Here is a 20,976-nt window from a genome sequence, read left to right as displayed (position 1 = left end):
TTCCCTTTCTTTGGGGGTGGGGGGGGCGGCCGCCGCTGTCGTTGTTGTCGGTTTTCTTTGTTTTTTATTCCCCCCGCGGGGGGGGGGGGGGGGGGCCCCCCCCCCCCCGCCCACCTCGTTCAGTTCTCTCAACGCTCGCGAATCGTCCGCCGCACGCGAATCACCTGTCGAAGCGCCCGTTTTCGAGGCCGGCGGTGAACGACGACCACTCCGCGGCGCCGAACACCAGCGCCGGCCCCTGCGGATTCTTGCTGTCCCGCACACCGACCCGGCCCGCGGGCAGGAACGCCACTTCGACGCATTCCTTACCGGCCCCGCTGCGGCTGCTCTTGAACCAGCGGGCCCCGGAAAGCTCCACACTCATGCCGAATACTCCTTCGCCACCTGCCGCAGCAGGCTTCTGCTGTCCTGGACGTCCAACGCGCAGCGTTCCAGGCCCTCCTGGGCCCGGCGATAACGCTGAACGTCGCCCTGTCTCTCGAGATACAGATCGCCGGTGAACCCCTCCACGTAGACCACCGGGGGCTCCACCGGCTGCCCCTTGCTGTCGGATCCGAACTCCAGGATCACGAACGGGCCGGTCGAAAGTCCCAGGGGGACACCGGCGGCGAAGGGCAGGATACGCAGGACGACATTGGACCGGGTACTCAGTTCCGCCAAGTGCCGCACCTGCGCCGCCATCACCCTTGCACCTCCCACCAGGCGGCGCAATACCGATTCGTGCAACACCATGGCGATGGCCGCCGGGTGCATACGCCGGGTGATCATGGCCTGGCGCTGCATGCGCAGCTGAACGCGCCGATCCACCTCGGCCGCCGTCTCTTCCGGGTATCCGAGCCGGTTCAGGGCCCTTGCGTAGTCGGAGGTCTGCAGCAGGCCGGGCACCAATTCCGATTGGTAGCAGGACAACTGCTGCGCGGATGCCTCCAAACCCACGTAGACGTCGAAGTTCTCGGGAATCAGGTCGCCGTAGGAGTGCCACCAGCTCTTGACGGCCGCCTGTTGCGCCAAACCCTTGAGTCCGTCGGCGATCTGGACGGGGATCCCGTAGATCCGGCACAGCTCCTGGATGTCGATGGTGCGGATGCGGTCCGCGTTGCCCTTCTCCAGCCGCTGCAGGGTGCTGGCGCCCCACTCCATCAGCTTGGCGGCCTCGGCGATGGTCAATCCTGCCTGGATACGCCAGTCCCGTAGGTAGCGGCCGAGCTGACGGCGCGGCAGGGTGGATGACGCGGGACCTTCTGACACAACACGCTCCATTCGCGTTCGCGGGCATGGATCGGGGGACGCGAAGTTCGTCCACTATGGAGAATCGTCCTCTCCCAAGTGGATTCGCTGCTGGGAATTCGCGCAATTTTGCGTTCTCCTTGTCGAAATTCGCCCGCTTGGCGTCTGCTCGTGGTGTGCTAGATGTGTGCCCGGAGCGGTGTAGCTAGGCCCCTTTCCTTTCCTGAACCTCCGGGCACTTCAGGAACCAGCGGGAACGAGGAGTGGTCTGGACATGCAACTGACGTCCCTCAATTTGCACATCGCCGTTTTGTCGCGCTGCCGCCGGGATCCGGGGGTGATGACCGCCGAACAGGCGCACGCAGCAATGCAATTGCACCTCGATTGCACCGTGCAGACCTGCAAGGTGCGTCGACGAGCCCGGGCCACCCTGGTGGAGGAGGGACGGTGCGTGCTCGACGAGCGCGCGTTGCCATGACGGCCGTCGATCCGGCGCACTCGGGCATCGACCGGGTCGTATATCGGCTGTTGTGGCTGGTGCTCGACGCCCGTTCCACGCGCTATCGCACCCGGAAGATTTCGCGGCCCGGGACATACCGGGGAAGGCCCCCGGCCGCGATGAACGCTGCAGCACAGCGCTTTCGAACGCCCCGCGCCTAACCTCCGGGCAGCGGCGGTGTGGTCCCCACCGCGTGCAGCAGCGCGGTTCGGCCCGTTCGTTCCACAGACGGCGGGCGGGCCGAACCGCACCCAACCCTCGGCGTGACGCTTACCCTGGAATCCATCGCACTGTGCGCCCGGGGTGGAGGGGAACACCGTTGTTGGCCTTCGAAGAGCCGGATATTCCGGTATGTCGGACTGCGTCGCTGGCGGATCTCGACGCCATTCGCGCGCTCGAGGTGGTCGAGTTCGAGCATCTCGCGTATCCGTATTTCGTTCTGCGGCAGTTGTTCGAATTACACGGAGCAAACTGGACGGTTGCTGAAGATGCGGGGGCGGTGTGCGGCTATGTCCTCACCGCCGTCGACGGCGACAGCACGGCGTGGTTCCTCGGCTTCGCCGTGGCTTCCGCGTGCCGCGGTCGCGGTTTCGGCCGAGTCCTGCTGGAAGCCGCACTGGCCCAATGCCGCAAGGTCCACGCCGAACAGGTCTACGTGACCGTGAAGCCGGGCAATCGCACCGCCTACCACCTGTACAAGGAGGTCGGGTTCGCCTGGGCGGACCACGAGCCCACCTACTTCGGCGCCGACGAGCCCCGAGATGTGCTGGTGCACAGGATCTATCATTGATCATGCTCGAGAGAAGCGCGCCGTCGTCACCCTTCGTGGCCGATATGAGCATGCGGATCGAGCGCCACGCCGACGCCTACGGCGAGAGCGTCACCGAATTCCTGGCCCAGCCGCACGGATTGCGCCGGCGCGCCACCGAACAACCCCTGCTGGATCTGTTCACCCGGCACACCGAGGCGGTGGTCGCCACCTACGATCCGCCCGGAATCCGTCGGGCCGGTGACAGTCTCGTCTTCGGTCACGTCTACGCGCCCGCGCTGCGCCGCCCGGCCGGGCCGGATCCGCAGGCCGTGCCGGTCAACCAGCTGCTCGCGGCGCTCATCGCCGCAGAGGTCGAGTTCCGGGGTCCGCTCCGGCTGAGCCGTACCCAGAATCGGCTGCTCGCCGAGGCGTACGAACGGCTGGGCCGTCCGCTGGTACAGGCCGGACTACCCGGCCATGCCGCCCTGGCCTATCGGCGCGCGGGCAGTCTGTACCGCATCGACGAGGACACCGACGCCGAGGACCGCTGCGGTCTCGCGCTGGCCCGCGCCCGGCGGCAGGCGCAGCCGCAGGCCTGGCGGCGGCTCGGCGGCCTGGTCCCGGATCTGGTCTGCGGCTACGGGTATCGGCCGTTCCGGATGCTGTGGTTCGTGGTGTTCCAGCTCCTGGTCTTCACCGGCGCGGTGGCGTTGCGCGCGGAGCAGCCGGTGGCCGTGACCGTGTACCAGGTGCTGATGAACTATCTGAACCCGCTGGGTATCGGCGACACCGATCACCTGCGGGTGGGCGGCCGCGCGGTGTTCGTCACCGAGGCGTACACCGGCGCGGTCACCATGTCGGTGTTCTTCGCCCTCTTGGTGCGTCGCTGGTTCCGGCTCTGAGAACAGCCATCACCACTGCACCGTGCTGATCTTGGAGCTGCGCAGCGCCTCCAGGGTGGCCACCGCCAGCCGGTCCCGCAGGTGCCCGACCTGCGCGGTCCACTGCCGGGTGAAGCCGGGATCGGATTCCAGCCGGGTCCACAGTTCGCGCAGCCGGGGCGGGGTGTGCGCGCCCGGCATCCACAGGTGCACCAGCTGTTCGAGCAGGGGAGCCAGTTCTCCGGTGGGATCCCGCTCGAGCACGGGACGATTCGCGCCCGACAGCGCCGCGGCGAGGGTGGACAGCAGCCAGTCGTGGACGGCGAGGTCTTCGCAGAAGCGCTGCACCCCGGCCAGATCCCGGACGGTCGGCACCATGATCCGGACCGATCGGGTGTTCTCGTCCTCCAGCCGGAAGGCGAACAGCGTCCGCCCCCGGGCGCTCCCGTCCACCGGCGGCGCCACCCGGGCGGCCCAGCGCAGCCGGGTCACCCCGGAGTGCACCGGCGGGTCCTGGTCCAGCCGTGGATCGGTGCGCACCCGGGTGAGCAGTCGTTCGCTGATCGAGCCGAGGTCGAGGGTGGTGGCGCTGGACGCCTCCAGGAAGCCCTCGGTGAGGTCGACCGCCGTGGCGGTGTCGTCGCCGATGCGGTGCACCAGTTCGACGGTCCCGACCCGGTTCAGATAGTGCGACCAGGGCCGCCGGTTCTGATTGACCGCCCGCACCACACCGGAGCAGGCCGAACTCTGGATCACCCGGCCGCCCACCAGCACGGCGTGCGCGGCGACCGTGCCGATGGCCCGGCTGTCGGACCGCGAGACCGTCGCCAGCCGGCAGTCCACGCCCACCGGTGTGGTCGGCGAGATGGCCAGCGCCAGTGGGCGTTCCCGCATCAGAACCCGCTGCCCGGGCAGCAGCGCGAGCAGCGCCGTCGCCTCCCGCGCCGCCAATCCCCCCGCGTTCGGCAGCAGCGCCGTGCGCACCTCCCCCAGCAGGACCAGCGGATCGCTCATACGACGGCCACCTCAGACGTCACCGAGGAACAGATGGTTCAACCGGCGGGTGGCCTGACGCGGCACCTCGACCGGAATCCGTTCGCCCGCACCGCGTTCGGCGAGCTTGGCGTGTACGTCGTCGTCGAGTTGCAGGTGGTCCAGGATCACCCGCACCGCGTGCTCGATGCCCAGGTAGCTGTAGGGCAGCACCGACAGCGCCCGATAGGCGGCGAACGGTTTGGCCTGCGGATTCAGCTGCACCACCGCGGGCAGCCGCGACCACTCCTCGGGCCACGGGTCGTCCCACGCCACCGGGGCGGCGACCATGGCGCCCTCGTCGCGAATCAGCCCCAGCCGCAACAACTGCCAGATGGAGGCGAGGAACGGGCAGGACCAGAGGATGCGCTCCTCCTGCTGTCCGGCCACCTCCTCGAGCTGCCGGCTCCACAGCTGCACGTCCAGGAAGATGGAGTGGTTGCGCGCCCCGAACTCCTCGGGCGGCCGGTATCGCGCGATCCGCATGGCCTGGCCGGCATCGTATTCCGAGGAGCGGCGGCCGTTGCACAGCCAGCCGGATTCGACGGTGGGCGGGCGCCGGCCGGTGCTGTCGCGTTCGGGCTCGGCGACGATGCGCGCCGCCATCATCTCGGCCAGCCGCACCGGTTCGCCCACGGGTTCGCCGTCCAGGAACGACGGCACCTCCGCGCATCCGGCCTCGCGGGCCAGGTAGTCGATGCGGACCTCGCATTCCTCCGCGGCGGTCAGCAGTTTCTCGAGCACGTGCCGGGGGTCGGCGACGCGGCGGGCGTCGCGGCCGCGGCCCGGGGTGCGGCCCCAGAAGTAGTCGTCGACCAGGAAGCAGGTGCTGACCCGGGCGCCCGGCCCGAATTCCTTTTCGGCGGCGGCGATCTGGGTCTCGACGATGGGCGCGACCTTGCGCAGTTGCGCGCGGATCCGGTCGACCCCGTTCACCAGCTCGTCCATGTAGAAGTGCCCGACCTCGATGGACAGGTGCGAGAGCGGCTGCCCGGCCACGCGATTGCGTTCACCGGCCTCGCTGTAATCGGTCGCGGAGCTCATCTGCGTACCTCCACCTGTTCCCAGACGGCGTCGTTCATGAGTTTCTCGGTGAGCGTGCGGAACGCGTCCACGGTCTCGGCATTGGCGACGTGGGCGGCGACATCCACATCCAGGATCACCTGCTCCCGGCATTGCAGCATCGGTTCCACCGGGGTCTGGCCCAGTATCCCGCTCGGACCCATTCCGTGCCGGTTGGCCGCGCGGGTCAGGGTGTTGTGTTGTTCCTGGAGCCAGGCGGCCTGGGCCGGACGCAGCCCGGCGGTGCGGTTCAGTTCGGGGACCGCGATGCGGACGAAGCGCAGCGAGTTCAGCAGTCCGGTGCGGTCGTGTCCCCACGCCTCCCCGGTGGCCAGCACCCCGTGGTCGTCGTGCACCAGGCCGCGGGCGGCGGCGATGTGCTGGCGGGTCCAGCGATGGAAGATGAGCCACCGGCACACCGCGCGCGACAACTGCGACTGTTTGGTCGCGCTGAGCGCGAGCGCCAGGGCGATGGAGCGGCCCGCGCTCAGATCCACGAACGTCACGTCGAATTCCTGCTCGCAGGTGGCGAACAGGGCGGCGCAGCGGTCGATCATGCGCTCGTCGAGGGTGGTGAACTCGGAGCCGCCGAGATCGCCGGGGAACAGCACCAGGCGGCCCGAGGGATGCCGGGACCGGCTCAGTTCCATGCGGTCGGTCTCCGAACGCACGCTCAGCCGGGCGGGGGAGCCGTTCTCGTCGAGCAGGTACGCGTGCAGGCCGGTGCCGTCGCGCACCCCGTTGTCGATGCGACTGATCTCGAAAGTGCCACCCGCGGTGGGCGATCCGAAATCGAAGTCCAGATAGGCGACCTTGTGGCCCTTCATGCTCAGCCAGTACGCCATATTGCAGCTGGTGACCGAGCGGCCGGTGCCGCCCTTGTCGGACGCGGAGAACACGAGCACGGTCATTCGCTCCTGGTGGCGTCGAGCCGGGCGTAGGCGAGTTCGTCCAGCTCCATGAGGGCCTGCGAGGCCAGACTGACGGCGGTGCCCGGGCGCTCGTCGATGAGTGTGCGGGCCCGTTCCAAGCGTTGTTCGGCCAGCGCCAGAGCGGTGCGGCCCGCGGAGACGTCGGTTTCGCTGAGCTCCAGCATCTCCCGGTTGAGCAGGTGTTCGGCCTCGGTGAGCAGTTCCATCGCGCGGGTCACCGAGTTCGGCGCGCGCAGCGGCGGTTCCCGGTACATGCGGGCGGCGGTCACCATGCACTCGACCACGCGCTCGGTGAGATACCAGGACGGCAGATGCGAATCGCTGCCGCCGAAGATCCGGCTGGGGTCGTCCCAGAGGCCGGTGGCCGGTCCCTCGCGGAAGGCGCGCAGATCGAGGTGGTCCATGGTGGCCTGGGCCAGTGCCATCAGCTGATCCCGGGTCTCGATGGTGCCGGAGAGCCGGGCCGCCTGCAGGGTGCGCTTCAAAAGCACCGTGGCGTAATCGGATACGGTCCACAGCAGCAGCGGGCCGTCCAGCTCCTCGCTGCCCAGCAGGCGCAGGCTCACGCCCGGGGTGTGCATGGTGCGGGCCGGGTCCCCGGCGGTGAAGCGGCGGATGATGCGGCCGCGGCGGGCCAGTTCGTCGAAGATGGTGGCGGCGCGATCCAGGTCGTCGTCATTGGCTTCGCGGTTGAGCAGATCCTGCATGAGCACCGCGGACACGATGAGACTGAAGTAGTCGGACTCCTCGCCGTCGGAGGTGCGCCACGGAATGTCCTCCAGCGGCCAGCGGCCATTGCCGAAGCGCGCCACCGCCGCCCAGTACCGCTGGGCCAGATCCCAGCGCAGCTGCAGCGCCTCGGCCAGGCGGCGCTGCTCGGTATCGAGCAGGTCGAGTTCGCGGGTGCGCTGCGAGGTGAGGTCGTTGATGCCGTCCAGCGCCACCACGGTGAAATGCAGGTAGGGCCGGGCGACGGCGTGGCCGCGCTGCTGCGCGATGGGCAGGTCCACGAAGTCGATGTCGGCGGCCTTGCGAACGATGGCCCAGCTCCAGCCGCATTCGAACAGCATGTCCGAGCTGTCCAGGTCGACGCCCTCGATCTGGCTCAGCGTGGCGTCGTTGCGTAGTCGGATCCGCACCCGGTCCAGGCGGTCCCGTACGGCCCGCACGACCGCGTCGGTGGAACCGCCCGTCTGATTCAGCATCGACAGCATGGCCTGGCCGGCCGGGGATTTGGGCGTCACCGTGTTCACCACGAAACTGCGGATCAGCCCCACCATGGCGGCGGTCAGACGGGTATTGATGTGGGCGTCCAGGCGGTCGATGCGCGGGCCCAGGTCGATGGCGAGCCGGTTCCGCCGGCCCACCGCCAGCGCCGACACCGGACCGCTGAAGCCGCGCAGGAACTTCAGGGCGGCCAGGCACAGGGTCAGCGACATCGAATAGGAGTCGACGACCTCGAGCGCGTGCTGTTCCGCGGTGGGCTCGGCGCCGTCCGAGGAGGCCAGGTAGCTGCCCGCGGCGAAGTTCGGCAGTTCCTTGCCGGTGCCCGGATCGTGGTCGGTGTGCCGTTCGACGTACTGCTCGAGCAGCCACACCACCCGCTCGCCGATCCGCAGGCCGTCATCGCCCAGCGGGGACAGCACCGCGAGGATGTCCTTGGCGATCTCGTCGGGCGTCTCCAGCCCGAACCCGTCGATCTCGGTGGCCGGATACAGCAGGCACAGCAGCTGTTCGGCGTCGCTGATCGAGTTGGAGCCGTTGCGGCCGCCCCAGACCCAGGCCTCGTCCTGGTAGCACGCGGTCAGCAGCGACCGCCAGACTCCGAGGATCTGCTCCCGTGGCTTGATTCTCATCGACGCCGTCCCCTGCCCTGTCGTGGCCAGCCTCGCCGTCATCGCAATGTACGAGCGCGGCACAAACTATCATGCGCCGACGCCGCGCACCGGGTGGAAAGCGGGCTCGAAATCGCGTCGCGCACAGCGCAATATCGGACATCACACAATATCGGGCAAGTCGGGCGTGGGGTGGCGCGCGCACCCGCACCGGGCCGGTAGCGTCGCCCGACATGGACCGGACGGCCCGCCGCGCCACAGCCGGCACCAGGCACGCCGCGGTCGGCTACGCGCTGCTGCTGCCCAGCCTGCTCGGGGTCGGCTGCTTCCTGCTGCTGCCGATCGCGGTGGTGCTGTGGCTCAGCCTGCACAGCTGGAATCTGCTGGGGCCCATACGCTTCACCGGGTGGGACAACTGGCGATCAGTGCTCACCGACCGGCAATTCGGACATTCCATCCTGGTGACGCTGGCATTGACGGCGCTGGTGGTGCCCGTGCAGACGGTGTTGGGATTCACGGTGGCCGCGCTGCTGGCCCGCCGCGGGCGGGCCGGGACAGTGCTGCGGGTGGTGTACGCGCTGCCGTGGATGTGCGCGCCCGTGGCCGTGGGCGTGGTGTGGCAGTGGATCTTCGCGCCGACCGGTGGGGCGCTGAACGCCCTGCTCGGCCGGCGGGTGGAGTGGTTGAGCTCGCCGAGCCTGGCGCTGCCCGCCGTCGCCTCGGTCATCGTATGGATGAATGTTGGATATGTGGCTTTGTTCTTCGTGGCCGGGATTCGGGCCATACCGCCCGAGATCCTCGACGCGGGCGCCTTGGACGGGGCCGTCGGGTGGCGGCGGGTGCGCTGGCTGATCCTGCCGCTGTTGCGGCCGACCATGTTCTTCGTGCTGGTCACCGGGGTGCTCAGCGTTTTCCAGACCTTCGACGCGGTGTACGCGCTGACCAAGGGCGGGCCGGGACATCACACGGATGTCGTTGCCATGCGGATCTATTCGGAGGCGTTCGACGCCGCGCATCCGGGGCGGGCCGCGGTCATGGCGGTGGTGGTGTTCGCGGTGATGTTCGTGATCACGGTGGCGCAGCACCGGTACTTCCGGAATCGGACCAGCTATGAGTACTGACCGGCGGGCCATGGCGCGGACGGTCGCCGCGTACGGGGTATTGATTATCGGCGCGCTGGTGACGGTCGCACCCTTGGTGTTGAGCGCCATGACGGCATTGAAGACACCGAAGCAGTTCGCGGCGGAATCCGCCTTGGCCACACCGGATCCAGTGACTGTGGATAACTTCCGCACCGTCCTGGATCAGGGGCTCGGCCGGGCAGTCGCGGTCACCGCACTGATGACGGTGTGCATAACCTGTGGACAACTCGTGACGTCGATCATGGCGGCATACGCGTTCGCGCGCACCAGGTTTCCCGGACGGGACGTGCTGTTCTGGGTGTACCTCGGGACCATGATGGTGCCCAGCGCGGTCACCCTCGTACCGCTGTACCTGATGTTCGCGAAACTGGGGTGGCTCAACACCTTCTGGGCGTTGGTGCTGCCGTTCCTGTTCGGGTCGCCGTACGCGATCTTCCTGCTGCGCCAGTACTTCCTGGCCATTCCGGGGGAGATCATCGACGCGGCGCGGGTCGACGGCGCGAACACTCTCGACATCCTGTTCGGCGTGGTGGTGCCGATGAGCCGGCCGATTCTGGCCACCCTCGCCGTCATCACCGTGGTCTCGCAGTGGAACAGCTTCATGTGGCCGTTGGTCGCCGCGTCCGGGGCGAAGTGGCAGGTGCTGACCGTGGCGACGGCCACTATGCAGACCCGGTACAACGCGCAGTGGACGCTGATCATGGCCGCCACCACGCTGGCCATCGCGCCGCTGGTGCTGCTGTTCGTGGTCTTCCAGCGGCAGGTACTGCGATCCGTCGCGGTGACGGGACTCAAATGAGGAGCCTCCGCGTGAAGGATTCGACCCGGACGGTCCTCGGGATCATCGTGGTCGCGGTGCTGCTGGTGAGCGCGGCGTTGTGGCTCGGGCGCGACGCGGAGAGCGGCGGGCGGACGGTGGTGCGGCTGCGGATCTGGGACCAGAGTTTCGTCACCGCCTACCGGGCCTCGCTGGACGAGTTCCAGCGCGCCAACCCGGATGTCGAGGTACGAATAACGTTGGTGCCGTGGGCGTCCTACGCGCAGAAACTGCGGCTGGACGTGGCGGGCGGGATCGCCGACGACCTGTTCTGGACCAACCTCTACGAGGACTACGCCGACAGCGGTCACCTGATGGATATCGGTGCCGTGCTGGGGCCGGAGGCCGCGCACGGCTGGGATCCCCAGGCCGTCACGCAGTTCACCCGGAACGGGACGCTCTGGGCGGTACCGCAATTCGTGGACGGCGGTACCGCGGTCTACGTCAATCGGGACCTGCTCGGGCGGGCCGGAGTGGATCCGGGTGAGCTGGCCGGGCTGCGGTGGAATCCGGATCCGGGGCAGGACACCTTCCGTCCCGTCCTGCGGCGACTGGCCGCGGTCTCGGCGTGGCCGTACAACGCCGCCAACGACTTTCAATCGATCTCACTGCCGTATCTGGGCTCGGCGGGCGGGCAGTTCCAGCGGGACGGGCGGTTCTCGTTCGACTCTCCGCAGGGGCGCGACGCCTACGGATACACCGTGGGTCTGGTGGCCGACCGGCTGTCACCCTCGGCCGCCGACACCAATACCAGCGGCGACTTCGCCAAGAACGCCTTCGTGCAGGGCCGCATGGCGTTGTTCCAGTCCGGCACCTTCAATCTGGCGACCATCGCGCAGAACGCCGGATTCCCTTGGGGATTGGCCATGATTCCCGAGGGACCGGGCGGTCGGGTCAGCGCCAACAATGCCATCGGTGTCGCGGGCAATGCCGCCACCGCGCATCCGGACGCGGTGCGTCGCGTTCTGGCGTGGCTGGGGAGCGCCGCCGGCAACCGCTACCTCGGCTTGGACGGGAACACGATTCCGGCGGTGGTGTCGGAGCAGCGGGTATATCGCGACTTCTGGGCGCGCCACGGCGTGGACGTGTCGCCGTTCTTCGACGTGCTGCGCGGCCGGGCGATCAGCGCCGGTGGTGGGCCCGGATTCCCGGCAGCCCTGCAAGCGGTCACGCCGATCTTCGATGAGATGTACCTGGGCCGTATCCCGGTGCCCGAGGCCCTGACCCGCGCGCAGCAGGCGGCGGAGTCCGCGGCCACACAGCGGTGATCAGCGTTCAGATGCGGCTGTGATCGGTGTAGGGCGTGCGCGGACCGAACTTCGGCTTGTGCGCGAAACCGGCCAGTCCGAGCAGCCGCACCGCCCGATACCGGTGCGGGCGTAGCGGTTCCAGGTAGTCGACCATGGCGTCGTCGTCGATCGGCTCGCCCAGCAGGGTCCAGCCGACCGTGGCGGCGAGATGGAAATCGCCCACCGACAAGGCATCCGGATCGCCGAAGGCGCGCTGCGCGATCTCGGCGGCGGTCCAGATTCCGATTCCCGGCACCGTGCGCAGCCGGTGCGCGGCGTCGGCGTGGCTCAGGGTGGCGGCCTGCTCCAGCTTCGGCGCGATCCGGGCCGCCAGCACAATGGTCTTCGAGCGCTGCGGCCCGACATTGGCGCGGTGGTAGACCCACGACGGGATGTGCCGCCAGGTCTCGGCATCCGGCATGACGCGCAGGCCGTCCGGCGCGGGTCCGGGCGCGGGAGTCCCGTAGCGCCACACCAGTTTCCGCCAGGAGTCGTGGGCGGTCTTGGTGTGCACCTTCTGTTCCAGCACCGTGGGGACCAGCGCCTCCCACACCAGGCCCGTCCGCAGCATCCGCAGGCCCGGATTGCGGCGGTGCGCCTCGACGATCTTGGGATGCTCGGGGGCGAAGTCGCTGACGTCCTCGTCCAGGCACAGCATGCGCGGCAGCTGCTCGAGGAATTCCTCGCTGCCCGGACCCCAGGCACGGGCGTCGACGGTGTGCCGATCGCGCTGCCGCAGCCGGTAGGTCACCTCACCGGACGGCATCCGCGAGGCGTGCCAGTGCGAGCCGTCGGGGGTCTCGCGGTGACAGGGGTCGCCGAACCCACGCCGCAGCGGGGAGATGGTGGCGGCCAGATCCAGGGGCCGGTCCGAGCTCAGTGCGCGGCTGCCCGCCGCGGTGACAGCCACCGGCCCGCGAGCGGGCTGGGCGGGCGGCGCGGAAGTCACCGCGTCATTCTAGGGACGCCTCATCCGTCCAGCAGGAACTGGGCGAGATGGCGGGCGGAACGCCCGGTCAGCTCGGCGGCCTGGGTGCGGCAGGAGAAGCCGTCGGCGAGCAGGATCGCGTGCGCCGGCGCGGTGCGCAGGGCCGGGAGCAGGCCGCGCTCGGCGACCGCGACCGACACGTCGTAGTGGCCGCGCTGCATGCCGAAGTTGCCCGCGAGCCCGCAGCAGCCGGTGACCTCGAGCACCTGCGCGCCGGTGCGGTCCAGGATCCTGCGGTCGGCGGCGAAACCGAACACGGCGTGTTGATGGCAGTGCGGCTGCACCAGCACCGTGCGGCCGGTGCGGTCCGGAGGCCGCCAGCCGGGCTGGGTCTCGAGGAACTCGGCGAGGGTGTGCACCGCGGCCGCGACGGCGGCGGCGCGTGGATCGTCCGGGAGCAGCCGGGGCAGGTCGTCGCGAAGGGCGGCGGTGCAGGACGGCTCCATGCCGACGACCACGCCGCCGGATCGGACGTGGGCGGCGAGCGCGTCGACGGTGGCGCGCAGTCGCTTTCGCGCGCCGTCCAATTGGCCGGTGCTGATCCAGGTCAGACCGCAGCAGACGTGGCGGTCCGGGATGTGCACGTGATGGCCCAGCGATTCGATCAATTCGACCGTGGCGGTGGCTATCTCGGGGTCGAAGGCGTCCGTGAAGGTATCCGTCCACAGCAGAACGCCCGGCCCGTCCTTCCCGGATGCCGAAGGACGCCAGGACCGGCGGAAGCTCTTCTTCGCCAGGGTCGGCACCGTGCGGCGGGAATCCATTCCGGCCGCACGCAATCCGAGTTTCCGCAGCGGACCGGCACCGCTGAGCCGGTTGACCAGGCCGGGCAGCCGCGACGCCGCGGTGAGCCAGCGCGGCAGCTGGCCGAGGGTGTAGTGATCGATCGGGCGGGGCCTGCCTCGATAGCGGCGATACAGCGTCTCCGACTTGTAGGTGGCCATGTCGATCCCGGCCGGACACTCGGAATGGCAGGCCTTGCAGGACAAACACAGGTCCAAGGACTCCGCGACGGCCTCCGACCGCCAATCCAGCGCGCCCCGGACGACATCCTGGAGAACTCGGGCGCGGCCGCGGGTGCTGTCCTTCTCGTCGGCGGTCGCCAGATACGACGGGCACATGACACCGCCGGGGGTGTCCGCGCGGCACTTGCCGATACCGACACAGCGGTGCACCGCGGTGGCCAGATCGCCGTCGGCCGGGAAGGAGAATCCACCCGTGGTGGGCAATGGGCGCAGACCCGCCAGGCGCAGGTCGGCGTCGAGCGGGCGGGGATGGACGAGGACACCGGGATTCAGGACGGCGTCCGGGTCGAACAGCGCCTTGAAGCCCGCGAAGGCGTCGAGCGCGTCCTGGGAGTACATGAGCCGCAACAGATCCGAGCGGGCACGGCCGTCGCCGTGCTCGCCCGACAGCGAGCCGCCGAAACCCACCACCTGCCGGGCGGCGTCCTCGAGGAAGGCGCGGAACCGTTGCGGCGCATCGGCTATCGGCAGATCCAGACGCACATGGACGCAGCCGTCGCCGAAATGCCCGTACAGCAGGCCGTCCACGCCGTGCTCGTGGGTGAGTCGCTCGAAGTCGCGCAGGTAGTCGCCCAGGCGGGCGGGCGGCACCGCGGCGTCCTCCCAGCCGGGCCAGGCCGGATGACCGTCCGGCGTGCGTCCGGCCAGGCCCGCGCCATCGGCTCGGATGCCCCACAGCGCGCGGGCCTCGGCCGCGTCGGTAACCAGCCGGGCATCGAGGGCGTGGGCGGCGGCGCGCAATGCCTCGGCCTTGTCGCGCGCCTGTTCCGTGGTGTCGCCGTCTATTTCGATCATGAGCCAGCCGCCGCCGCGCGGCAGTTCGGGCACCGCGCCCCGGTGCACCCGCACCACATCGACCAAGCGGGCGTCCATCCCCTCGACCGCGATCGGGCCGACCGCCATGATCGTGGCGATATCGTCGGCGGCCGTGGGCATATCCGGGTAGCCGAGCACCACCAGCACCGTCGCGGCGGGCACCGGGACCAGCTCGACGGTGGCGTCGAGCAGTAGTCCACAGGTTCCCTCGGTGCCGACGAAAGCCTTGGCGACCGACGAACCGCGTTCCGGCAGCAGATGTTCCAGGGCGTAGCCGGACGCCTGCCTCTCGAATCTGCCGAGTTCGGTGCGGATCAAGGCCAGGTGCTCCCGGGTGAATTCGGGCAGTCCGGCGAGTACCGACGGGTCGCCCGCGAGGGTCCGCTCCACGCCGCGCCCGTCGAGAATCCGCAACTCCCGCACGGTATCCGAGGTCCGGCCCCAGGCCACGGCGTGCGGGCCGCAGGCATTGTTGCCGATCATCCCGCCCAGGGTGCACCGGTTCTGGGTGGACGGATCCGGGCCGAACCGCAGCCCGTGCGCACCCGCGCGCCGCTGCAACGCGGCCAGCACCACGCCCGGCTGCACACGCGCGGTCCGCCGCTCGGGGTCGAGGTCGAGGATCTCGGTCAGGTGGCGGCTGAAGTCGAGGACCAGGCCCGGTCCGATGGCATTGCCCGCGACCGAGGTGCCCGCCCCGCGCGCGGTCACCGACAGTCCCTCCGCCCGGGCGATATCGAGGGCGGCCATCACATCGGCCGCGTCACGCGGAAACACGACGGCCGCGGGTGGCACCCGGTAGTTCGACGCGTCCGAGGCGTACTCGGCGCGCCGGCGCGGGCCGGTGTCGACCTCGCCGGTGATCGACCCGCGCAATGCCCGCTCCCACGCCGCGCTCACGTCCCGACCTCGTTTCACGGGTCCAACCCTAGGCCGGTTTCACTGCGAGCGAACTCCTGACCAGGCCGGAAGGACTTGCCCTCAACCTTTGTTGAGGTCTTAGTGTCGGTGGTACGGGGTTGGCTGGACCCCGACAGGTGAGGAGCGGGGATGAGTATCGAATCGGTGGCGTGGAATCAGCTCTATCGGCAGATCCACGCGCCCACGGAACAGCGGCCGCTGCGGATGGCGACGGCGAAGCGAATTCTCGCTTTCGCGCGCCCGCATCACCGGCAGCTGGTCTCGTTCCTGATCTTCAGCATCGTCTCCGCGCTCCTCGCGGTGGCGACGCCGGTACTGGCGGGGCGCGTGGTCGACGCGATCGTTTCGCACGGCGCGCCGCGCACGGTGATCGTGCTCGCGGTGATCATCGCCATCGTCGCAGTACTCGACGCCGGACTGGGACTGGTCATCCGGTGGCTGTCGGCGCGCATCGGAGAGGGGCTCATCTTCGATTTGCGCACCGCGGTTTTCGACCATGTCCAGAAGATGCCGATCGCCTTCTTCACGCGTACCCGGACCGGCGCACTGGTGAGCCGGTTGAACAACGACGTCATCGGGGCGCAACGGGCCTTCAGCACCACCTTGTCCGGCGTCGTCACCAATGTGGTGACGCTCGCGCTGACCCTGGCCGTAATGCTGCGGCTGTCCTGGCAGATCACCCTGCTCGCGCTGGTGCTGCTGCCGGTGTTCGTCCTGCCCGCGCGGCGCATGGGCGAACGGCTGGCCGGGATCCAGCGCGAGGCGGCCGGGCTCGACGCGGCCATGAGCACCCAGATGACCGAACGCTTCTCCGCGCCCGGCGCCACCCTGGTCAAACTGTTCGGCCGGCCGCGGCAGGAGTCGTCGGAGTTCGGGCTGCGGGCCGGGCGGGTGCGCGATATCGGGGTGCGCACCGCCATGCTGCAGACGGTCTTCGTCACCGCGCTCACCCTGGTCTCGGCGCTCGCGCTGGCGCTCGTCTACGGGCTCGGCGGCTACCTCGCGCTGCAGGGACAGATGGAACCCGGTTCGGTCGTCGCGCTCTCGCTGCTGCTGACCCGGCTGTACTCGCCGCTCACCGCACTGGCCAGCGCCCGGGTGGACGTGATGTCGGCGCTGGTGAGCTTCGAGCGGGTCTTCGAGGTGCTGGATCTGAAGCCGCTGATCGAGGATTCGCCGCTGGCCGGGCCGGTGCCGCCGGGTCCGGTGGCGGTCGAGCTGGACGGCGTGAGCTTCGGCTACCCGTCGGCGGACAAGGTGTCGCTGGCCTCGCTCGAGGATGTGGCCACCCTGGACACCCGGGGCGGTGAGGAGGTGCTGCACGAGGTGTCGCTGCGCGCCGAACCCGGGCAGATGGTGGCGCTGGTCGGCTCCTCCGGGGCCGGTAAATCGACCATCGCGCAATTGGTTTCGCGGCTCTACGACGTGGACTCGGGCGCGGTGCTGCTGGGCGGCAAGGATGTGCGCGAACTGACCGGGCAGTCCATCCAGGACACCGTCGGCCTGGTCACCCAGGACGGGCACCTGTTCCACGACAGCATTCGCGCCAACCTGCTGCTCGCGCGGCCCGAGGCCACCGAGGACGACCTCTGGGACGCACTGCGGCGGGCCCGGCTGCGCGACCTCATCGAATCGTTGCCCGACGGTCTGGACACCGTGGTCGGCGAGCGCGGCTACCGCCTGTCCGGCGGTGAACGGCAGCGGCTCACCATCGCCCGGCTGCTGCTCAAGCAGCCGCGCGTGGTGATCCTCGACGAGGCCACCGCCTCGCTGGACTCCACCTCGGAGGCGGCCGTGCAGGAAGCGCTGGCCGAGGCGCTCGACGGCCGCACGGCCTTGGTGATCGCGCACCGGCTGTCCACCATCCGCAATGCCGACCAGATCGTCGTGCTCGAGCACGGCCGGATCGTGGAACGCGGCACCCACACCGAACTGCTCGCCGCGGACGGCCGCTACACCGAGCTCTACCGCACCCAGTTCGCCGATTCGAGCGTGCCCGCGACGGCCTGATCGGGCTCGGCAGGGCCGGCCTGATCGGACCGGACACGTTGCCGGATCGGCAAAAGGATTCGAGGCGGGTGGGCGCTCCCCGATAGCGTCGGGGCATGAGCGCTCACTCCCACGAACAGGCAGGCACGCACGGACACCAGCATTCCCACGGGCATGCGCACGGTCACGGCCACACGCACGACGGAATCGACTGGGCGACCATGATTCCCGACCTGCGGCGCGACGACGCCATGTCGGCCGCCACCAATGCCGAGATCGCGCGCCGACTGGTCGGGTCGATTCCCGCCGGGACCGAGGCGGTCGTCCTCGACATCGGTGCGGGCGCGGGCGGTCAGAGCGTGGCGTTCGCGCGCGAACTGCTCGCCCGCGGCGGCGGCCGGCTGGTGATCGTCGACGCCGTGCCCGAACTGCTCGAGGTCGCCCAGCAGGCCGTGAAGGTCGCGCTCGACGGCGACGACCGGGTCCACGTCGAGACGGTGACCGCCGATGCGGCGGCCGAGGATTTCGGTGCGGGACTTCCCGCGGCGGATCTGGTGTGGGCCTCCCGCATGGTGCATCACCTGCCCGATCAGCAGGCGGGCGTGGCCCGCTTCGCCGGACTGCTGCGGCCCGGCGGGCGGCTGGCGCTGGCCGAGGGCGGCGTGAGCGTGCGGTGCCTGCCGTGGGAACTCGGCATCGGCGCGCCCGGCCTGCAGGATCGGCTGCTGGGCCTGCGCGACGCGGGCTTCGCGCAGATGCGCACCGACATCACCGGCGCGGTCTCCATGCCTTACGGCTGGAATGTGGCGCTGACCCGGGCCGGGCTGGCCGACGCCACCTCCTTCAGCGTGCTCACCGATCACCCCGCGCCGCCCGCCCCGGCCGTGCGCGACAGTGTGGTGGCGTGGCTGACCGGACTGAGCGAGCGGGTCGGCGAACGCCTCGACGCGGCGGACCGGGCCACTATCGCGGCCCTGCTGGATCGCGACGCCGACACGTATATCGGTGCGCGCGAGGATATTTACATTCTCGGGGCCACCACGGTGTTCGTCGGCCGCCGCTGATCCGGCTCCCGCCACGCCGCGGGACGACATGTCGGTCGGGTGCGGTCGTGATCTGGCCGTGCCCGAACCGACACCGTGTTGTGGCCGCAGAACCCGCTCCGACCTCCCGAAATGCCCTGCTATGCGGCATAATTCGAGCTCCCATGGCATAACCCACATGATCGTTTCACATGCCGGGGGAGGAGTTTCGGTGACCCGTACCAAGGAGCAGCGGCAGACGGCCGCGACCCGCGTCGACGATATCGAGGGCGTGCTCGGTGCACGCCGATATCGGCCCTCGATGGACGCGCCTCCCCTGGAACTACGGGTGACCAGCGGCACCAAACGCACCGACGAGGACTGGACGGTCCCCAAACAGCTCGTCGCCGAATGCGTTTCGGGCAAGCTGGTGGTGGACTTCACCCAGGCCCGGTGCTCCCGGCGCGAGATCGACATCCGGGTCGCGGCCGGTGCGGGCGCCATCGTGCTGATCGTGCCGCGCGGCTGGCGGGTCGACACGGACGGCGTGCGGCCCGGCAACGGCACCGTCGCCAATCGGGTCAAACTGCCACGGTTCCCGGGCGCCCCGCTGATCCGGGTCACCGGGGAGGCCGATTCGGGTGCGGTGAAAGCGCGCTACGCCTACCGCTCGCCCATCGGGCTGCTGCGCCGCTCCCGCTGACCCGGGCGCGCTGCCACCCGGCCGATTCCGCGGATCCCGGCAATCCGGGAGACCATGCGGTATGACGGAAGAGTGACGCGCTGGCTGCTGCACGTCGACCTCGACCAATTCCAGGCCGCGGTCGAATTCCGGCGGCACCCGGAGCTGCGCGGGCAGCCGGTCATCGTGGGCGGGAACGGCGATCCCACCGAACCTCGCAAAGTGGTGTCCTGCGCCTCGTATCCGGCGCGGGCATTCGGGGTGCGCGCGGGCATGCCGCTGCGCACCGCCGCGCGGGTCTGCCCGGACGGGGTCTTCCTGCCGCAGGATCTGGCCACCTACGCCGAGGCGTCCGAGGAGATCATGGCGCTGTTGCGCACCTTCCCCGGACAGGTGGAGGTGCTCGGCTTCGACGAGGCGTTCCTCGCGGTCGACACCGAGGATCCCGAGGAACTGGCGCGCGAGATCCGGTCGGCCATCGCGGAATTGGATCTGACCTGCGCGGTCGGCATCGGAGACAACAAGACCCGGGCCAAGCTGGCCACCGGGTTCGCCAAGGCCGTGGGCAAGTCGCTGCCGGCGGCCGACGAACCGCCCCCGGAACAGGACCAGGGGACCGGCATCTTCCGGCTGACCAGCGCCAACTGGGTCGAGTTGATGGCCCACCGGCCGACGACCGCGCTGTGGGGGATCGGCGCGCGCATCGCGAAACGCATGAGCGGGTTGGGCATCGAGACCGTGGCCGATCTGGCCGCCGCCGACCGGGCCGTGCTGGCGGCCGAGTTCGGGCCCAATACCGGCCCCTACCTGTGGGTACTCGGGCACGGTGCCGGGGACACCGAGATCGCCGAGCCGCGAGAACCGGTGGGGCACAGCCGCTCCGAGACCTTCCCGCGCGATCTCACCGAACGCGACGAGATCGACGCGGCGGTGGTGCGGCTGGCCACCCAGGTGGCGGAAGAGACCTTCGCGGCCGGGCGAGCCGTCGGGCGGGTGAGCGTGACGGTGCGGACCAAGACCTTCTTCACCCGCAGCAAGCAGCGGAAACTGCCCGCGCCGACCACCGACGTGGACGAGATCGCGCAGACCGCGTTGGAGGTGTTGCACGCCTTCGAGCTGGATCGGCCGATCCGGTTGCTCGGGGTCCGGGTCGAGTACGCCATGCTGTGATCAGGTCTACCGACGGAAGGCATCCTCTCGATGAGCGACAACTACGAGAACATCCTGTTCGAGCATGACGGCCCGATCGCCCGCATCACGCTGAACCGGCCGAACGCCGCCAATGGCATCGATCAGGCGCTCGCCGAGGAGCTGGAGCGCGCGGCCACCTACTGCTCGGAGGATCCGGCCGTGAAGGTCGTGGTGCTGACCGGCGCCGGGCGGTTCTTCTCCGCGGGCGGCGACGTGCGGGCCATGGCGGCCAGCGGCGACACCGGCGCGTTCATCGAGAAGCTGGCCGGGACCCTGCACCGCGCGGTGTCCGCGCTGGCCCGGATGGACGCGCTGCTCATCGTGGGCGTGAACGGCACCGCCGCGGGCGCGGGCATGAGCCTCGCGGTGGCCGGTGACCTGGTGGTGGCCGCCGAGTCCGCCGCCTTCACCATGGCGTACACCAAGATCGGCCTGAGCCCGGACGGCGGCGCGTCCTACTACCTGCCGCGTCTGATCGGCCTGCGCAAGACCCAGGAGCTCATGCTCACCAACCGCACCCTGCGCGCGGCCGAGGCCCTGGAGTGGGGTCTGCTGCACCGCGTGGTCGCCGACGACGAGCTGGCCGGGGCGGTCGAGGCGCTCGCCCAGGAGTTCGCGGCCGGTCCCAAGGCGTCGAACGCGGCGGTGAAGAAGCTGCTGCTGGTCTCCGGGCAGCACAACCTGGAGGAGCAGCTCAACACCGAGGCGGCCTTCATCACCCGCAACTCGGAGTCGGCGGATGGCCAGGAGGGTATCGCCGCCTTCACCGGGAAGCGCGCCCCGAAGTACGCCTGACGTCCGGATTCGTCTGAGCCCGGCCGCATCTTCGAAATAGATTCAAGCCCCGATCCGGCCGGAGCTCCGCACCCTATGCT

The 20,976-nt window shown here is 69.7% G+C and carries 19 protein-coding genes; 11 read left to right on the top strand and 8 right to left on the bottom strand.

Going from position 1 to position 20,976, the window contains the following annotated elements; all coding sequences use genetic code 11:
- Positions 1-160 precede the first annotated feature (160 nt).
- Positions 161-364 (bottom strand): DUF397 domain-containing protein, encoded by a 204-nt coding sequence (locus ABZ382_RS15255; RefSeq protein ID WP_357088699.1) that lies wholly within the window; start codon positions 362-364, stop codon positions 161-163.
- Complete coding sequence (locus ABZ382_RS15250; protein ID WP_357088697.1) at positions 361-1,260, bottom strand: helix-turn-helix transcriptional regulator; 900 nt, start codon at positions 1,258-1,260, stop codon at positions 361-363. The genes ABZ382_RS15255 and ABZ382_RS15250 overlap by 4 nt, the downstream gene beginning before the upstream one ends.
- A 241-nt stretch (positions 1,261-1,501) precedes the next feature.
- Between ABZ382_RS15250 and ABZ382_RS15245 the strand changes: the two genes are divergently transcribed.
- The 3 genes from ABZ382_RS15245 (at position 1,502) to ABZ382_RS15235 (ending at position 3,379) form a co-directional block, all read left to right on the top strand.
- Positions 1,502-1,705 (top strand): hypothetical protein, encoded by a 204-nt coding sequence (locus tag ABZ382_RS15245; RefSeq protein ID WP_357088694.1) that lies wholly within the window; start codon positions 1,502-1,504, stop codon positions 1,703-1,705.
- 343 nt (positions 1,706-2,048) lie between these two features.
- A complete protein-coding gene (locus ABZ382_RS15240) occupies positions 2,049-2,516 on the top strand; it encodes a GNAT family N-acetyltransferase (protein WP_357088691.1) in 468 nt (155 codons plus the stop codon).
- A 2-nt stretch (positions 2,517-2,518) separates the two neighbouring features.
- Entirely contained in the window at positions 2,519-3,379 is an 861-nt protein-coding gene (locus ABZ382_RS15235) for a hypothetical protein (RefSeq protein WP_357088688.1), read from the top strand.
- A gap of 9 nt (positions 3,380-3,388) precedes the next feature.
- Here ABZ382_RS15235 and ABZ382_RS15230 read toward each other — a convergent pair whose 3' ends face one another.
- From ABZ382_RS15230 to ABZ382_RS15215, 4 genes are read right to left on the bottom strand one after another with little or no spacing between them, the layout of a single operon-like run.
- A complete protein-coding gene (locus ABZ382_RS15230) occupies positions 3,389-4,372 on the bottom strand; it encodes an SCO2521 family protein (RefSeq protein ID WP_357088685.1) in 984 nt (327 codons plus the stop codon).
- 12 nt (positions 4,373-4,384) lie between these two features.
- Complete coding sequence (locus ABZ382_RS15225) at positions 4,385-5,434, bottom strand: SCO2522 family protein (protein ID WP_357088683.1); 1,050 nt, start codon at positions 5,432-5,434, stop codon at positions 4,385-4,387.
- Positions 5,431-6,363 carry an SCO2523 family variant P-loop protein gene (locus ABZ382_RS15220; protein WP_357088680.1) on the bottom strand — a complete coding sequence of 311 codons (933 nt, stop codon included), beginning with the start codon at positions 6,361-6,363 and terminating at the stop codon, positions 5,431-5,433. Before ABZ382_RS15220 ends, ABZ382_RS15225 begins: the two co-directional genes overlap by 4 nt.
- The gene (locus tag ABZ382_RS15215) at positions 6,360-8,240 is read right to left on the bottom strand and encodes an SCO2524 family protein (protein ID WP_357088677.1); all 1,881 of its coding nucleotides are present in this window, start codon (positions 8,238-8,240) and stop codon (positions 6,360-6,362) included. The genes ABZ382_RS15220 and ABZ382_RS15215 overlap by 4 nt, the downstream gene beginning before the upstream one ends.
- A 212-nt stretch (positions 8,241-8,452) precedes the next feature.
- On the opposite strand from ABZ382_RS15215, the gene ABZ382_RS15210 reads away from it, so the two are divergent.
- From ABZ382_RS15210 to ABZ382_RS15200, 3 genes are read left to right on the top strand one after another with little or no spacing between them, the layout of a single operon-like run.
- On the top strand, positions 8,453-9,340 hold the full coding sequence (locus ABZ382_RS15210; RefSeq protein ID WP_357088674.1) for a sugar ABC transporter permease: 888 nt from the start codon (positions 8,453-8,455) through the stop codon (positions 9,338-9,340).
- Positions 9,330-10,160 (top strand): carbohydrate ABC transporter permease, encoded by an 831-nt coding sequence (locus tag ABZ382_RS15205; protein ID WP_357088672.1) that lies wholly within the window; start codon positions 9,330-9,332, stop codon positions 10,158-10,160. The genes ABZ382_RS15210 and ABZ382_RS15205 overlap by 11 nt, the downstream gene beginning before the upstream one ends.
- A gap of 11 nt (positions 10,161-10,171) precedes the next feature.
- Positions 10,172-11,446, top strand: a complete 1,275-nt coding sequence (locus tag ABZ382_RS15200; RefSeq protein ID WP_357088671.1) for a sugar ABC transporter substrate-binding protein — start codon at positions 10,172-10,174, stop codon at positions 11,444-11,446.
- A 7-nt stretch (positions 11,447-11,453) separates the two neighbouring features.
- Here the strand turns inward: ABZ382_RS15200 and ABZ382_RS15195 are convergent, their stop codons facing one another.
- Together ABZ382_RS15195 and ABZ382_RS15190 are read right to left on the bottom strand one after the other, a co-directional pair.
- Positions 11,454-12,377, bottom strand: a complete 924-nt coding sequence (locus tag ABZ382_RS15195; RefSeq protein ID WP_357088810.1) for a DNA-3-methyladenine glycosylase 2 family protein — start codon at positions 12,375-12,377, stop codon at positions 11,454-11,456.
- Between the two features lie 59 nt (positions 12,378-12,436).
- Positions 12,437-15,214 (bottom strand): FAD-binding and (Fe-S)-binding domain-containing protein, encoded by a 2,778-nt coding sequence (locus ABZ382_RS15190; RefSeq protein WP_357088669.1) that lies wholly within the window; start codon positions 15,212-15,214, stop codon positions 12,437-12,439.
- A gap of 132 nt (positions 15,215-15,346) precedes the next feature.
- Between ABZ382_RS15190 and ABZ382_RS15185 the strand changes: the two genes are divergently transcribed.
- From ABZ382_RS15185 to ABZ382_RS15165, 5 genes are all read left to right on the top strand, one after another.
- Complete coding sequence (locus ABZ382_RS15185; protein ID WP_357088667.1) at positions 15,347-17,227, top strand: ABC transporter ATP-binding protein; 1,881 nt, start codon at positions 15,347-15,349, stop codon at positions 17,225-17,227.
- A 95-nt stretch (positions 17,228-17,322) separates the two neighbouring features.
- Entirely contained in the window at positions 17,323-18,270 is a 948-nt protein-coding gene (locus ABZ382_RS15180; protein WP_357088664.1) for a class I SAM-dependent methyltransferase, read from the top strand.
- A gap of 190 nt (positions 18,271-18,460) precedes the next feature.
- The gene (locus ABZ382_RS15175; RefSeq protein WP_357088661.1) at positions 18,461-18,931 is read left to right on the top strand and encodes a hypothetical protein; all 471 of its coding nucleotides are present in this window, start codon (positions 18,461-18,463) and stop codon (positions 18,929-18,931) included.
- A 72-nt stretch (positions 18,932-19,003) separates the two neighbouring features.
- On the top strand, positions 19,004-20,080 hold the full coding sequence (locus ABZ382_RS15170) for a DNA polymerase IV (protein WP_357088658.1): 1,077 nt from the start codon (positions 19,004-19,006) through the stop codon (positions 20,078-20,080).
- Positions 20,081-20,110: 30 nt separating this feature from the next.
- Positions 20,111-20,896: an enoyl-CoA hydratase-related protein gene (locus tag ABZ382_RS15165; protein WP_357088656.1), complete on the top strand. Its 786-nt coding sequence runs from the start codon at positions 20,111-20,113 to the stop codon at positions 20,894-20,896.
- Positions 20,897-20,976 lie beyond the last annotated feature (80 nt).

The organism is Nocardia sp. NPDC005825 (assembly GCF_040630175.1).
GTDB lineage: Bacteria > Actinomycetota > Actinomycetes > Mycobacteriales > Mycobacteriaceae > Nocardia.
The sequence above is the reverse complement of the archived record's forward strand: the minus strand, read 5'-3'. Positions and strand labels throughout refer to the sequence as shown.

Bases quoted from the DNA above. Each gene is read 5' to 3' on its own strand.
- ABZ382_RS15185 (WP_357088667.1), top strand. From the start codon at position 15,347: ATGAGTATCGAATCGGTGGCGTGGAATCAGCTCTATCGGCAGATCCAC.
- ABZ382_RS15165 (WP_357088656.1), top strand. From the start codon at position 20,111: ATGAGCGACAACTACGAGAACATCCTGTTCGAGCATGACGGCCCGATC.
- ABZ382_RS15220 (WP_357088680.1), bottom strand. From the start codon at position 6,363: ATGACCGTGCTCGTGTTCTCCGCGTCCGACAAGGGCGGCACCGGCCGC.
- ABZ382_RS15180 (WP_357088664.1), top strand. From the start codon at position 17,323: ATGAGCGCTCACTCCCACGAACAGGCAGGCACGCACGGACACCAGCAT.
- ABZ382_RS15205 (WP_357088672.1), top strand. From the start codon at position 9,330: ATGAGTACTGACCGGCGGGCCATGGCGCGGACGGTCGCCGCGTACGGG.
- ABZ382_RS15225 (WP_357088683.1), bottom strand. From the start codon at position 5,434: ATGAGCTCCGCGACCGATTACAGCGAGGCCGGTGAACGCAATCGCGTG.
- ABZ382_RS15245 (WP_357088694.1), top strand. From the start codon at position 1,502: ATGCAACTGACGTCCCTCAATTTGCACATCGCCGTTTTGTCGCGCTGC.
- ABZ382_RS15255 (WP_357088699.1), bottom strand. From the start codon at position 364: ATGAGTGTGGAGCTTTCCGGGGCCCGCTGGTTCAAGAGCAGCCGCAGC.
- ABZ382_RS15215 (WP_357088677.1), bottom strand. From the start codon at position 8,240: ATGAGAATCAAGCCACGGGAGCAGATCCTCGGAGTCTGGCGGTCGCTG.
- ABZ382_RS15230 (WP_357088685.1), bottom strand. From the start codon at position 4,372: ATGAGCGATCCGCTGGTCCTGCTGGGGGAGGTGCGCACGGCGCTGCTG.
- ABZ382_RS15210 (WP_357088674.1), top strand. From the start codon at position 8,453: ATGGACCGGACGGCCCGCCGCGCCACAGCCGGCACCAGGCACGCCGCG.
- ABZ382_RS15250 (WP_357088697.1), bottom strand. From the start codon at position 1,260: ATGGAGCGTGTTGTGTCAGAAGGTCCCGCGTCATCCACCCTGCCGCGC.
- ABZ382_RS15235 (WP_357088688.1), top strand. From the start codon at position 2,519: ATGCTCGAGAGAAGCGCGCCGTCGTCACCCTTCGTGGCCGATATGAGC.